12 protein-coding genes are annotated in these 13,981 nt (G+C 67.8%); 9 read left to right on the plus strand and 3 right to left on the minus strand.

Annotated features, from left to right (window positions below; all coding sequences use genetic code 11):
* Positions 1 to 16: 16 nt before the first annotated feature.
* Positions 17 to 2,581 (minus strand): ATP-binding cassette domain-containing protein, encoded by a 2,565-nt coding sequence (locus AC1PZ7_RS04320; protein WP_482358281.1) that lies wholly within the window; start codon positions 2,579 to 2,581, stop codon positions 17 to 19.
* A 19-nt stretch (positions 2,582 to 2,600) separates the two neighbouring features.
* Entirely contained in the window at positions 2,601 to 3,632 is a 1,032-nt protein-coding gene (locus AC1PZ7_RS04325) for a substrate-binding domain-containing protein (protein ID WP_482358282.1), read from the minus strand.
* A gap of 344 nt (positions 3,633 to 3,976) precedes the next feature.
* Here AC1PZ7_RS04325 and rplU point away from each other — a divergent pair, with 344 nt between their 5' ends.
* The 5 genes from rplU (at position 3,977) to proB (ending at position 7,891) form a co-directional block, all read left to right on the plus strand.
* Positions 3,977 to 4,285 (plus strand): 50S ribosomal protein L21, encoded by a 309-nt coding sequence (rplU, locus tag AC1PZ7_RS04330; protein WP_482358283.1) that lies wholly within the window; start codon positions 3,977 to 3,979, stop codon positions 4,283 to 4,285.
* A 30-nt stretch (positions 4,286 to 4,315) separates the two neighbouring features.
* Positions 4,316 to 4,585: a 50S ribosomal protein L27 gene (gene rpmA / locus AC1PZ7_RS04335; protein ID WP_482358284.1), complete on the plus strand. Its 270-nt coding sequence runs from the start codon at positions 4,316 to 4,318 to the stop codon at positions 4,583 to 4,585.
* A 144-nt stretch (positions 4,586 to 4,729) separates the two neighbouring features.
* Positions 4,730 to 5,401, plus strand: coding sequence for a GNAT family N-acetyltransferase (locus AC1PZ7_RS04340; protein ID WP_482358285.1), 672 nt, complete (start codon positions 4,730 to 4,732; stop codon positions 5,399 to 5,401).
* 69 nt (positions 5,402 to 5,470) lie between these two features.
* Positions 5,471 to 6,505, plus strand: a complete 1,035-nt coding sequence (obgE, locus tag AC1PZ7_RS04345; protein ID WP_482358286.1) for a GTPase ObgE — start codon at positions 5,471 to 5,473, stop codon at positions 6,503 to 6,505.
* A gap of 201 nt (positions 6,506 to 6,706) precedes the next feature.
* Positions 6,707 to 7,891, plus strand: coding sequence for a glutamate 5-kinase (gene proB / locus AC1PZ7_RS04350; protein WP_482358287.1), 1,185 nt, complete (start codon positions 6,707 to 6,709; stop codon positions 7,889 to 7,891).
* A gap of 22 nt (positions 7,892 to 7,913) precedes the next feature.
* On the opposite strand, the gene AC1PZ7_RS04355 is transcribed toward proB, so the two are convergent.
* Positions 7,914 to 8,834: a hypothetical protein gene (locus AC1PZ7_RS04355; RefSeq protein WP_482358288.1), complete on the minus strand. Its 921-nt coding sequence runs from the start codon at positions 8,832 to 8,834 to the stop codon at positions 7,914 to 7,916.
* A gap of 806 nt (positions 8,835 to 9,640) precedes the next feature.
* On the opposite strand from AC1PZ7_RS04355, the gene AC1PZ7_RS04360 reads away from it, so the two are divergent.
* From AC1PZ7_RS04360 to AC1PZ7_RS04375, 4 genes are all read left to right on the plus strand, one after another.
* Positions 9,641 to 10,825 carry an extracellular solute-binding protein gene (locus AC1PZ7_RS04360; RefSeq protein ID WP_482358289.1) on the plus strand — a complete coding sequence of 395 codons (1,185 nt, stop codon included), beginning with the start codon at positions 9,641 to 9,643 and terminating at the stop codon, positions 10,823 to 10,825.
* A gap of 147 nt (positions 10,826 to 10,972) precedes the next feature.
* Positions 10,973 to 12,046, plus strand: coding sequence for an ABC transporter ATP-binding protein (locus tag AC1PZ7_RS04365; RefSeq protein WP_482358290.1), 1,074 nt, complete (start codon positions 10,973 to 10,975; stop codon positions 12,044 to 12,046).
* A gap of 1 nt (position 12,047) precedes the next feature.
* Positions 12,048 to 13,058 carry an ABC transporter permease gene (locus AC1PZ7_RS04370; RefSeq protein WP_482358291.1) on the plus strand — a complete coding sequence of 337 codons (1,011 nt, stop codon included), beginning with the start codon at positions 12,048 to 12,050 and terminating at the stop codon, positions 13,056 to 13,058.
* A gap of 30 nt (positions 13,059 to 13,088) precedes the next feature.
* Positions 13,089 to 13,976, plus strand: coding sequence for an ABC transporter permease (locus tag AC1PZ7_RS04375; protein WP_482358292.1), 888 nt, complete (start codon positions 13,089 to 13,091; stop codon positions 13,974 to 13,976).
* Positions 13,977 to 13,981: the final 5 nt, after the last annotated feature.

The following is a 13,981-nucleotide window of genomic DNA, read 5'->3' on the forward strand; positions in this document are numbered from 1 at the left end:
GCGCCTCTCCCGTTCGTCACGGTGTCCTCCGGCGGTCGGCCAGCGCGCGCAGCACCAGCATGCCGAGGAGCAGGCAGCCCTGCACGGCGGCATTGTAGTCGGTGCTCACGCTCAGCGCGCCCAGCAGCGCGCCGACGAGGGCCAGCGTCAGCGCCCCGGCGACGACGCCGAGCGGCGAGATCAGCCCGCCGATCAGCGCACAGCCGCCCATCACCACCGAAGCGACGCTGATGAGGGTGAAGGGCGCGCCGGCGTTGATGTCGCTGGCGGTATTGATGGCGGTGAGCGACAGGCCCGCTGCCACCGCGAACAGGCCGGCGATCATGTAGCGGAGCACCGCGTAGCGCAGCGGCGACCAGCCGCCGAGCGCCATTGCCGGCGCGTTGCTGCCGAAGCCGCGCAGCACCACGCCGAGCGGCGAGCGGTCGATGGCGAGCGCCGCCAGCCCCGCGAGCGCGATCAGCACCAGCGTCGCCGGCACGTCGGCGAGATACCAGCCGAAGGCGGCCGACAACCATTGCGGGCTCGATCCGCCCGGCGTGGGCTGCAGCGTGTAGCCGATGCCGATCCAGATGAAGGAGGCCCCCAGCGTCACCACGATGGCCGGGATGCGCCGCAGCTGGATGGTCGCGCCGATCAGCCCGTAGGCGAGGATACCGGAGACGAGGGCGGCGACGCCGAGCAGCGGCGAATCCACCAGCAGCGTGGCGCTCACCACATTGACCAGCCCGGCGAAGGCGCCGACGCCGAGGTCGATCTCGCTGCCGCCGACCACGAACATCTGCGCCAGCGCGATCAGCACCAGGGCGATGGCCGGCCCGAGCAGCAGCTCCAGGCCGAACATCGAGACGGCGAGCGGGTTCACCCACGCCATCAGGGCGAAGACGAGGGCGAGGCTGGCGAAGGGCGCGACGTCGACCAGCCGGTCGGCGAGCCCCTGCGCCGCGCCGGCCGCCTCCCGTTCGGTGCCCGCCGCCGCGAAGGAGGCGTCGACGATGGCCTGTTCGGTGATCGCGGCGCCCGTCAGTTCGCGCACGATCCGGCCGCCGCTGAACACCAGCACGCGGTCGCATTCGAGGAACTCGATGTCCTCGGTCGAATGCCACACGACCAGCCGTCCGCTGCGGGCGACGTCGCCGACCAGCGCGTAGAAATCCTCCTTCGCCGCGACGTCGACACCGCGCGTGGGGTCGTCGAACAGGATGGTCGGGGCGTCGCCGACCAGGGCGCGCGCCACCAGCGCCTTCTGCTGGTTGCCGCCGGAGAGGTCGAGAATGGGGGAGTCGAAACGGTCTGGGTCGAGCTTCAGCCGTTCCGCCGCCTGGCGTGCCGCGGCGTGTTCGGCGCGATCGGAGACGAGGCCGAGGGGCGCGCGCCCGTTGAGCCGCCCGATGGCGATGTTGGACAGCACGCTCCACAGCGGGAACACGCCTTCCTTCTGCCGGTCGCCGGAGACGAAGCTGGCGCCGCCGGCGCGCCGAACCTCGCCGTCCGGGCGGCCGAAGAGCCGGTGCAGCAGGTCGCGCTGGCCGGAGCCTTCGAGCCCGGCAAGGCCGACCACCTCGCCGGCCCTGAGCACCACGTCGCGCCCGAGCGGGGCGACGACCGCGCCGGACAGGCGGGCGATCTCCGGCGCGTCGGCCGGGACGGCGGCGCGGGCGTTGCGCCGGCCCCGCATGGCGGTCTCGGTCGGGCCGCCCATGGCGCTCACGAGGTCGGCCACGGTGGCGTCGGCGCAGGCGCCGTACCAGGCCGAGCGGCCATTGCGCAGCACCAGCACGCGATGGGCGATGTCCACCACCTCCTGCAGCTTGTGGCTGATGAAGATGAAGGCGAGGCCCATTTCCGTCCTGGTGCGGATGAAGGTCCGCAACTGCCGGCTGCGTTCCGGCCCGAGCGAGGAGGTGGGCTCGTCGAGGATGATCAGGCGCACGCGCGGCGCGGTGACGGCGCGGGCGATCTCGACCATCTGCCGCTGGCCGATCTGCAGGCCGGCGACGGCGGCGTCGACATTGATGCTGTGGCCGGGAAACACCGCGTCGAGCGCGGCGCGGGCCTGCGCGCGATAGGCGCCGCGCCAGCCGGGCCGGGCGCGCGCGGCGGCCGGTGCCTCGAGGAAGAAATTCTCCGCCACCGAGAGGTTGTCGCAGAGCGACAGCTCCTGATGGACCATGCGCACGCCGCCAACCTGGGCGAGCGTCGTGTCGTAGAGGCCGGGCTCGATGTCGATGCCGTCGAGTGCGATCGTGCCCTCGTCGGCCCGCGTGACGCCGCACACTATGCGCATCAGGGTCGACTTGCCCGCGCCGTTGCCGCCCACGAGGCCGAGCACCTCGCCGCGCGCGACGACGAGATCGACCTGATGATTGGCGCGGGTCGGCCCGAACGACTTGCAGATGCCGGCGAGCCGCACGACCGGCGCGTGCTTGCCGGGCGCTTCTTCTCTCGTGACGAGGGTGTCCGTCGCGGCCGTCATGGTCGGGGGTGGGGCTCCCGTCTCGGCGGCCGGAAGGGGGCGAAGCGCCGACGCGCCGGCGAGATTCGCCGGTGCGTCCTGCGCGGTGCGGTAGGCCGCGATCATCGATCCCGCTCGCGACCGGTCAGTTGCCGGGCTTGGCGTCGATCAGGTTCTTCTCGACCCATTCCTGCGAATAGGACGGGCTGACGATGACACCGGCGGGCAAATCCGCATAGTCCTTGAGGTTCTCGTCGGTGACGGTTGCCACCGGCATGACCATCATCTTCGGCGGATTGGCCCCCTTGACGATCGAATAGGCCAGCCAGAAGGCGGCGCCGCCGATTCCCGGCGTGGTGTTCATCGAGATGGTGGAATAGCCGTTGGCCTCGTGCTGCTTGGCCCACCACTGGATGAAGTTCGAGCTGCCGCCGCCCTCGATGACCGGCATCTTCTTGGCGTAGGCGCCACCATACTGGTCGAATGCCTGGGCGATGCCGGTGTCGTCGCTGCCGCCCTGGGCGAGCACGGCGTCGACCTGCGGCAGGCTCGGCAGCACGTTCGCCACCGCCGACTGGGCGACCGAGGCGGTGGCCTGGCCGTAGACCGTGGCGACGACCTTCACGTCGGGATAGTTCTTCAGCACGGCTTCCTGCGAGGCGTACATGTCGGCATCGGGAGCCGAGCCCTTCACGCCGCGCACGACGATCACGTTGCCCTTGCCGCCGAGCTTCTTCATGACCCACTCGGCCTGATCGCGCTTGTAGCCCTTGAAGTCGAAATTGAGCTGGTAGTTGCAGGGCGCGGAGGCGACGGAATCGAAGGACACGACCTTGATGCCGGCCTTGCACGCCTTCTCGATGATGCCGTTGACGGCGGTCTCGGAGGCGGCGTCGATCGCGATGGCGTCGACCTTCTTGAGGATCAGCTCAGCGATCTGGCTGTTCTGCTGGGCGACGGTGCCGTCGCCATTGAGGATGATGTAGTCGGCGATCTTGCCGTCGGCCTTGGCCTTCTTGGCCGCCGCCTCGAAGGCCTCGACCATCTGGTGGCGCCAGCTATTGCCGAAATAGGCGTTGGACAGGGCGATGACCGGCTTTTCCGGCGTCGCGGCGGCCGGGCCGGCGGCGGCGAGAACGGCGGTCGCGCAGGCGAAGGCAAGGGTTTTCAGGCGCATCGGTTATCCTCCCATTGGCCTCGTTAGGAGGCTCTCGTGGCATCAGGAACCCGTCGAGGGGCTGCATGATGACGGCAAGATTATCTCATCATACCAGTTATGCAAGAGAGTGATCCCGATGGCGTGCCGGCCCCGGCCGGCTGGAGGCGGCGGAGATTCCCGCCGCGCACGCGCGACCCTTCCGGGGCGGGCTTTTCCTTGACAGGGCGGGCATTGCTGGCTATGAGCGCGGCGCGTGCGCAGTGGGATCAACGTATCCCGCCTGCGTTCCATCAACCCATCGACCGAAAGAAGCCGGTCCACGCCGCAAGGCGGGAGACCGGGCTCGAACGAAAGGACAGAACATGTTCGCGGTCATCAAGACGGGTGGCAAGCAGTACCGCGTTGCCCCCGATGCGCTCGTTACCGTCGGCAAGATCGAAGCTGAGGCGGGTTCTTCCGTGACCCTGCCGGTGCTCATGCTCGGTGGCGAGAGCCCGAAGATCGGCGCTCCGCTGGTCGACGGCGCTTCCGTCACGCTTGAAGTGGTCAAGCACACCCGTGGCGACAAGGTCATTGCGTTCAAGAAGCGTCGCCGTCAGAATTCGCGTCGCAAGATCGGCCACCGGCAGGACTTCACCGTCGTCCGTGTGACCTCGATCGTCGGCGCCTGAGACCGCCAGCTAGGAAATTAGGAGAGCAACATGGCTCATAAGAAGGCAGGCGGTTCCTCCCGCAACGGTCGCGACTCGGCTGGTCGTCGTCTCGGCGTGAAGAAGTTCGGCAGCGAGAAGGTCGTGGCCGGCAACATCATCGTGCGTCAGCGCGGCACGACCTGGCATCCCGGCACCAATGTCGGCATGGGCAAAGACCATACCCTCTTTGCACTCACCGACGGCCGAGTCGAGTTCCGAGCTAAAGCCAATTCCCGCACGTACGTATCCGTCATTCCGGCCGCCGAGGCCGCCGAATAAAGCCGGTGAGGGTTCTTGGAAATCCCGCCGGTCTCGCCCGACCGGTAGGATTTCCCGAACGTCCCTGATGGACACCCGGGGTACCCGACAGGGGAGGCGAGGAAACCGCCTCCCCTTCGTCGTTCTGGTCCCAGGAGCCCTCAGATGACCATTGTCGAAGCGACCCTCGGGTCTCCCCTCGCCGAGAGCAGTACCGCCGTCCTCGAAACTGGCCGCCTCCTCCTGCGCGTGCCGCGGATCGAGGACATGACGTGGATCGCCGAGCTCGCCGACAACCGCAAGATCGCGGAGATGACGGCCAACATCCCCCATCCCTACGGCATGGCGGATGCGGCGGCCTTCATCGCCAACATGCCCGGCGGCGCGCAGGCGGCGACCTTCGCCATCTTCCTTAAGAACGAGGCGGCGCTGCGCGTTCCGGGGCAGGCGGGCTTCGGCCCGGCCATTCCGGTCGGCATGTGCGGCTTCGTCCGCCGCGACGAGGACGCGCCGGAGATCGGCTACTGGCTCGGCGAGCCCTATTGGGACCATGGCATCGCCACCGAGGCGGTGCGCGCGCTGATCGACCACGCTTTCGGCGACCGCAAGCTCGAGGCGCTCATCGCCTCGGCTCGCGTCGTCAATCCGGCCTCGCGCCGGGTGCTGGAGAAGTGCGGCTTCCAGTGGACCGGCGTCGGGCTCGCCCGGGTCCGGGCCATCGGGGCCTCGGTGCCGGTCGACCGCTTCCGGCTGGAGCGGCGGCTGTGGACCTCGCTGCGGGCCTGGGGCGCCACCAAGCCGCCGCGTCTGCACGATATCGACACCACCCGGCACTGAGCCGGCCTTTTTGCTATACCTGACCGGGTCCCCGCAGTGGCGGGGCCCCTGCAACGCTGAGCCCTTCCGATGAAATTTCTCGACCAGGCCAAGATCTATGTCCGTGCCGGCGACGGCGGGGCGGGCTGTCTCTCGTTCCGGCGCGAGAAATTCATCGAGTTCGGCGGTCCGGATGGCGGCGACGGCGGGCGCGGCGGCGACGTGTGGATCGAGTGCGTCGACGGGCTCAACACGCTCATCGACTACCGTTTCCAGCAGCACTTCAAGGCCAAGAAGGGCGGCTACGGCATGGGCAAGAACCGCGCCGGGGCGAAGGGGGACGACGTGGTGCTGAAAGTTCCGGCGGGCACTGAAATCCTCGAGGAGGATGGCGAGACCGTGCTCGCCGATCTGACCGAGATCGGCCAGCGGCTGCGCTTCCTCAAGGGCGGCAATGGCGGCTTCGGCAACGCGCATTTCCAGACCTCGACCAACCAGGCCCCGCGCCGCGTCAATCCGGGCCAAGAGGGCGAGGAGCGGTGGATCGTCCTGCGGCTGAAACTCATCGCGGATGCCGGTCTTGTCGGCCTGCCCAATGCCGGCAAGTCGACCTTCCTCGCCGCCACCACGGCGGCCAAGCCGAAGGTCGCCGACTACCCCTTCACCACGCTGCATCCCGGGCTCGGCGTGGTGCGGGTGGACGAGCGCGAATTCGTGCTGGCCGACATTCCCGGCCTGATCGAGGGCGCGCATGAAGGCGTTGGGCTGGGCGACCGCTTCCTCGCCCATATCGAGCGTTGCCGCGTGCTGCTGCATCTGGTCGACGGCACCTGCGAGCATGCCGGAAAGGCTTACAAGACGGTGCGCGCCGAGCTGGAGGCCTATGGCCCCGAGCTTGCCGACAAGCCGGAGATCGTCGCCCTCTCCAAGATCGATTCGCTCGACAAGGAGACGCTGAAGACCCAGCTCGCCCGCCTGCAGCGCGCCGCCAAGAAGAAGCCGCTGGCGCTCTCTGCCTCCTCCGGCGAGGGCGTTCGCGAGGCGCTGCGGGCGCTTGTCGCCATCATCGACGAGGGCCGCGTCGCGGAGACCGAGAAGGTGGTCGCCGAACCCTGGCGACCGTGAGGCCAGGGCGTCGGTGAGAGAGGCCGGTCATCCCGGCCGTGGCGAGGCAGAGAGCCGGGATCGCCCGCCATCCGTCCTACGGTCCCGGACCGGCCTTCGGCCCCCGGGATGACGAACCGGCCTCCACAAATGCCGCGCGCCGGCCGGCAAATCGGCGTATGAAGCGCGCCGTCCCTTTCCGTCCAGACGAAGCCCGCCGAGATGAAACACGCGCCTGCAAACGCTGCTGCCACCTCAAGCTGCACGACCGGCCCCGCGCCGGCTGCACCGCAGCTCGCCTCCTTCCGCCGCATCGTGGTGAAGGTCGGCTCGGCGCTGCTGGTCGATTCGGCGCGCGGCGCGCTGCGCCATGCCTGGCTGGCGGCGCTGGCGGAGGATGTCGCCCATCTGCACCGCGGGGGCCGCGAGGTGCTGGTGGTCTCCTCGGGCGCCATCGCGCTGGGGCGCAACGTGCTGGGGCTGCCCAAGCGCCCGCTGAAGCTGGAGGAGAGCCAGGCCGCCGCCGCCGTCGGCCAGATCGCGCTGGCGCGGGCCTGGTCGGAGGCGCTGGCCCATGAGGGCGTGACCGCCGGGCAGATCCTCATCACGCTGGGCGACACCGAGGAGCGCCGGCGCTACCTCAACGCCCGCTCCACCATCGGCAAGCTGATGGAGCTGAAGGTGGTGCCGGTGATCAACGAGAACGACACGGTGGCGACCTCGGAAATCCGCTATGGCGACAATGACCGGCTGGCCGCCCGCGTCGCCGGCATGGCGAGCGCCGACCTCCTGGTGCTGCTGTCCGACATTGACGGGCTCTACACCGCCCCGCCCAACGACAACCCGGACGCGCAGTTCCTGCCGCTGGTGCCGCGCATCACCGCCGAGATCGAGGCGATGGCCGGGGCGGCCGGCTCGGAGCTGTCGCGCGGCGGCATGAAGACCAAGATCGAGGCCGGCAAGATCGCCACCACCGCCGGCGCCCACATGGTGATCGCCTCCGGCAAGGTGAAGAACCCGCTGCGCGCCATCGAGGCGGGCGCGCGCTGCACCTGGTTCCTCGCCCCCGCCAACCCCGTCGCCTCGCGCAAAAGGTGGATCGCCGGGGCGCTGGAGCCGCGCGGCGTGCTGCATCTGGATGCCGGCGCGGTGGCCGCGCTGCGCCGCGGCTCCTCGCTGCTGCCGGCCGGGGTGAAGCAGATCGAGGGCGAGTTCCAGCGCGGCGACGCCGTGGTGCTGCGCGGCCCGGACGGCGCCGAGGTCGGCCGCGGGCTGGTGGCCTATGACCACGACTACGCCGCGCGCATCAAGGGCCGCTCCTCGGACGAGATCGTCGGCATCACCGGCTTCGAGGGCCGCGCCGCCATGGTGCACCGGGACGATCTGGTGCTGGGCGGGGGTGGGTGAGGGTGAGGGTGAGGGGCTTCAGCTAATCCTCTAGAGCCTTCTTTTGTGCAGTGAGCATGTCGATGAGGCGCTGAATTTCTTTCGGCCCGATCTCGTCTTCTCCCCGATAGAGCACGATGACTTGCTTATCGGGGCCGACTTTGGCCCGAAACCACTCCTCGCCCTCGATCGCGGGCCGACCTCTTTCTTCCGGCAGTGTCTTTGGTGGTGGGGGCGGCGTTGGAGGGGTGTTCCTCTCAACGATGACTTCGTCCATTGGAATGCCCGTGTCGCTTCCGTCAACTGCCACCCACTGGGCGTCATCCGATACCCAGCGGACGCGCGTCGGCCGTTCCAGGGAGAGTACTCCGCCGCTTTCCCATTGGATGAGATCGCCAACTTTAGCTCCGCCGTACTTAATGGAGTTACCGGCGTCTCGCCGTTCAGAGGGTGCGCCGTGATCGTCCGCTGATCCGGGACTGTCGGCGGCTCCAAGTTCCTCGATGTATCGCATAGTCTCAAGGAACGCTTTGGCAGCCGGTCGAACAGCGGTCGGATTGAAGCCCTGCCGGTTGAGATAGGTGATCACCCCTTCTTCGGGCGGGATGGTCAGTCCTGCAAAACGCTCTCGAAGTTCATTGAATAGCTCAGGCTCAGAAGCTGCTGCAAAAAGATTTTCGATCCTTTCGTGATCGTTGTTTGCGTGGAGTATGGCGCGTGCGCGGGACGTGACTCTTGTCTCTCCTTTTCCGGCGCGCTCGAGAAGTCCGTAAGACGCCAGAGCGGCTAGTGCCTTGTTGGCTGGCCCGCTCAGGGAGGAGTAGCCGATCAGTCGCGCCGCAATCTCCCGATCAACGGCGTTATTACGATACTTCGCCTCAATTTTCCGAACACTTTCAACGGCCTCTCTTAGGGGCATGCTCGGATACGATGGGCTCCGAATCGGCTTGGCGGAATCGTTCATGGCTCTCTCCCATTCGACCGTCAATATATAGTCTGAGGAATGAACGAGCAATGGAAATTACTCGATGACTTGACGGTTTCTCCAATCGAATCCATATTGCTGGGGTTGGCGCGAGTCGCCGACAAGGCCCCGGTATGAACCGGGGCCCCGCGTGACGGCATAACCGGCGATGGTCGCCGAGTAGAAAGGAGAGTGACGGTGAGAAGCCGTCTCGGGAGGATAGGGCTTGCACCCCTATCGTTCCCATTGCTCTTGTTAAAGAACAAAACGGCGGGGCAGTGCCCCGCCGCATTTTTATCAGGCGTTGGTTGAGGGTTCAAGAATCTTGCATAGCGTTGATGTTACGCGTCAAGACAACGATCTACTCGATGAACCCTCCTAGCATCGTGACTCCCCTGATCTTCTCAGGCGCCCCATCTTTCCTGGCATGCACGTCGTTCCCCGCTCGCCGCGCCCCGGCTTCTCCTCGGCCCGCGCCGCGCCGCCCTTCCGGCTTCGCCTTCCTTGCGCTTCCCCCCGAAACGAAACCCCGCGCCTTTCGTCCCTGCCGTCTTTCGCGCCTGAGGCGCGTGCCTCGCGGCGGGGCAGGGTGATGAAAACGGCGCCATAAGCGGCGGGCGGGGCCGCGCGGGCCGGGCCCTGGGCGCGGGCGCCGCCGCGCCGCGTCGCCTCGGTACAGCCGGGCCGTCGGCTGCGTGCAACGCGGCCGCGCGGCTTCGGGCGCTGGCACGCTTCGTGCTCACCTCCTGTCCGGTCCGACCGCCCAGATACCCGAACCGCCGGGCGGCACTCTCGAGGGGATAGCCGTGACGAAGAAGCCAGACGCTCCGAACTCGTCGATCGAAACGCTGCTCGCCGCCCGCAGCTTCACGCGCCGCGTGCTGTTCAAGGGCGCGATGAAGAGCGCGCTTGCCGCCGGCACCCTGGCCGCCGCCGGCCCCTTTATCGTCCGCGACGCCTTCTCCTCCTCCGGCGAGCTGAACATCCTCAACTGGGCCGACGAGCTGCCCGACCCGGTGATCCCGGAATTCACCAAGAAGACCGGCATCAAGGTCAATTCCACCCCGTTCTCGCAGAACGAGGAGCAGATCAACAAGCTGCAGGCCACCGAGGGCGAGGGCTTCGACCTGTGCGCCCCGACCCGCGACCGCGCGCCCCAGTTCAAAGAGCTGGACGTGCTGGCGCCCTACGACACGTCGAAGCTCAACCTCGGCAACGTGCTGCCGGCGATGCTGGAAGGCTCCACCAGCGTGTGGACCTGGGATGGCGGGCTCTACCATGTGCCCCATTGCTGGGGCTCGGAAGCCATCGCCTGGCGCACCGACCTCGCCAAGCTGGAATACCCCACGCTGAGCTACGGCACGCTGTGGGCGCCCGAGTTCAAGGGCAAGATGCAGGGCCGCCCGCACTCGCTGCTGCTCGGCATCGGCCTGTGGTGGGACAAGACCGGCAAGCTGCCCTCCAACCGCATGCTCGACGCCTTCAAGGACGAGGCGACGATGAAGAAGATCTACGATCCGATCCTCGAATTCGCCATCGCCAACAAGGCGCAGGTGAAGCAGTTCTGGGATTCGGCCGACAACACCAAGTCCGGCTTCATGGAGAATGGCTGCGTCATCGGCCAGACCTGGGACGGCCCGGCGCTGTCGCTGAAGAAGGACGGCAAGCCGGTCGCCTACATGGCGCCGCAGGAAGGCGCCATCACCTGGATCGACGGCTGGTCGATGACCAAGGCGGCCAAGAACACCGCGCAGCTCTACGAGTTCATCAACTTCCTGCACACGCCGGAAATCTCCGCCATGGTCGCCAACGGCTCGGGCTACAACCCGGTGGTGAAGGGCGCGGACAAGTTCCTCTCCGAGGTCGCCAAGAAGAACTTCGCCGAGGCCTATCCCGGCAACGCGCTCGACAACCTGTGGAGCCGCCCGCCGGAGCCGTCCTGGTACGCCGAGCTGCGCACCCAGTACGCCGAGAAGTTCAAGGCGGCGTGAGCGCGCCGGCGGCGTGCGCGCCGCCTCTCCCCGTCATCCCGGACGCGCCGACGGCGCATCCGGGATCGCGTGACAGCTAGCCGCACGATCCCGGAGCGCCGCCGCGCGGCGTCCGGGACGACGGCAATCGATTGAACGGAAAACCGCATGGCCGCAGCCGTCGAGCTTGAGGGCGTCAACGTCACTTTCGGGGACTTCGTCGCGGTGCGCGAGGCCAACCTCACCATCGAGCCGGGCGAGTTCTTCTCCTTCCTCGGCCCCTCGGGCTGCGGCAAGACCACGCTGCTGCGCACCATTTCCGGCTTCATCGAGCCGACGCGCGGCACGGTGCGCATCGGCGGCCGCGACATGAAGGGCATCGGCCCGAACCGGCGGCCGACCGCGCTGATCTTCCAGAACCTCGCTCTGTTCCCGATGATGACGGTGGCCGAGAATATCGGCTACGGCCTGCGCGTGCGCGGCGTGCCGCGGCACGAACGCGACGAGAAGGTGAAGAACCTCCTGATCCAGGTGGCGCTGACCGAGCACGGTCATAAGCGCGTGTCGGAACTCTCCGGCGGCCAGAAGCAGCGCGTCGCCATCGCCCGGGCCCTTGCCGTGGAGCCGTCCGTATTGCTCCTGGACGAGCCGCTCTCGGCGCTCGACCTCAAGCTGCGCCAGCACATGCGCACCGAGCTGCGCGCCATCCAGAAGCGCGTCGGCATCACCTTCATCTACATCACCCACGATCAGGGCGAGGCGCTGACCATGTCGGACCGCATCGCCGTGATGAATGCCGGGGTGATCGAGCAGGTCGGCGACGGCCGCGCCGTCTATGCCGAGCCGCGCACGCCGTTCGTGGCCTCCTTCGTCGGCGAGAACAACCGCATACGCGGGCGCGTGGCGGCGGTCGCGGACGGACTGGCGACGCTCGACACGCCGCTCGGCCCGCTCACGGGGCGCAACCCGGTGGCGCTGGAGGTCGGGCAGGAGGCCCTGCTGTTCGTGCGGCCGGAGGCGATGCAGCTCCGGGCCAATGGCGGCACCGCCGGCTTCGAGGGCGAGACGCTGGACGTCGCCTATGAGGGCAGCGTCACCCATGTGACGCTGCGGGCGAAGACCGGGCAGAAGGTGACGGCGAGCGTGGGCGCCGGCGTCACGCTGCCGGTCCCGGGCGAACATCTGCGCGTCGGCTTCAACCCGGAGGACGGGCTGCTGCTGGCCCGGCTGGAAGGACACTGAGATGAATGGCAGCCTCGCCTTCGTCTTCGGCCTGCCGGCGGCGGTGGTCGTCCTGTTCTTCGCGCTCGCCGCCTATGAGCGGCGCACCGGCGTGGCGGCGGGCCCCGGCTTCTTCCAGCGCAACGGCCTCGCCATCGGCCTCTATCTCGTCGTGGCGGTCGGCTTCTGGGCCTTCTTCATCATCCTGCTGCCGCAGCTCGCCATGGTGGACATGTCGTTCCGCCCGAAGCTGCCGCCCTCGCAGATGGGCGGGCCCAAGGACCTCTATACGCTGGAGAACTACCGCTACTTCCTGTTCGGCTCCACCACCTCGACCGAGGAATGGAACTGGCTGCACATCAAGGCCTTCTTCCTCACCATCGGGGTGAGCATCGTCATCACCGTGCTCAACTTCGCCATCTGCTACCCGCTGGCCTTCCACATGGCGCAGTCGGCGACGGCGGCGCGGCTGCGGGTGCTGCTGCTCCTGCTCATCCTGCCCTACTGGGTCAACGAGATCCTGCGCGCCTTCGCCTTCCGGGTGCTGCTGTCCTCGGGCGGCATCATCAACCAGGCGCTGATGGGGATCGGGCTCACCTCCGAGCCGATCGACTTCCTCGGCGCCGATGTCGGCCTCTATATGGGGCTCTCCTACGCCTACCTGCTGATGATGATCTTCCCGCTCTACAACGCCATCGAGAGCCTCGACAAGAACCAGGTCGAGGCGGCGCGCGACCTCGGCGCGCCGTGGTGGCACATCCACGCCTTCATCGTGCTGCCGCACGCCAAGCCGGGCATCGCCTCGGGCTGCACGCTGGTGTTCATGCTCACCGCCGGCGCGCTGGCGGCGCCGCTGGTGCTGGGCGGGCCGCGCACGCTGTGGTTCACGCCCATCGTCTATGACCGCTTCTACCAGGCCTTCAACTGGCCGCAGGGCGCGGCCTACGCCTTCATCCTGCTGATCAGCTGCATCATCTTCGTGCTGGTGGTGCTGAAGGCGTTCCGGCTCAGCCTCGGAGAAATCACGAGATGATGGAAATTACGCGATGACGGAGATCACGCGATGAAGCCCGGCGCGTTCCAGCGCGTGATGTTCGCGCTCTATGCGGTGATGTTCTTCATGTACCTGCTGGGCCCGCTGGCGGTGATGGGCATTTCCGCCTTCAACACCCCGCAATACCCGCAGGTCTGGCCGTTCGAGGGCTTCACCCTCGACTGGTTCGCGGCGCTGTTCGCCGACCGGGACATGATGACCGGCCTGCAGATGAGCGTGTGGATCGGCATTCTGGTGGTGGCGATCTCGGTACCGATCGGGTTGGCGGGCGCCATCATCATGACGCAGATCCAGCCTCGGGTGCGCTCGCTCTATTATCTCGTGGTGGTCTCGCCGGTGCTCACCCCGGGCATCATCATCGGCATCTCCACCGTGGTGTTCTGGCGCCAGTTCACCGGGCAGACCGGCACGCGCTTCCTCTATGACGGCGTGGTGCTGACCGTGCTCGGGCAGGCGAGCTTCATCTCGGCCTATTGCATGCTGATCATTCTGGCCCGGCTGCAGCGCTTCGACCGCTCGCAGGAGGAGGCGGCGCTCGACCTCGGCGCCAGCTACCCCCAGGTGTTCCGGCATGTCCTTCTGCCGTTCCTCAAGCCGGCGCTGGCCTCGGCGGCGGTGCTGGCCTTCCTGTCCTCCTTCGAGAACTACAACACCACCACCTTCGCCATCCTTTCCGACAAGACGCTGACCACCGTGCTGGCGGGCCGCGTGCGGCAGGGCTCGACCCCCGCCATCTCGGCGCTGGCGGTGGTGATCGTGGCGGCGACGGTGATCGGCGCCATCGCCTTCGAGATCTACAAGCGCCGGGCGGACGCGGCGGCGGCGCGGCGCCAGCGCGCGGCGCTGGAGGCCGAGGAGGCCGAGCTTTCCGGCACGCCGGTGCCGGCCATGGGCTGAATTTC

The organism is Ancylobacter sp. TW_SC_1 (assembly GCF_056836805.1).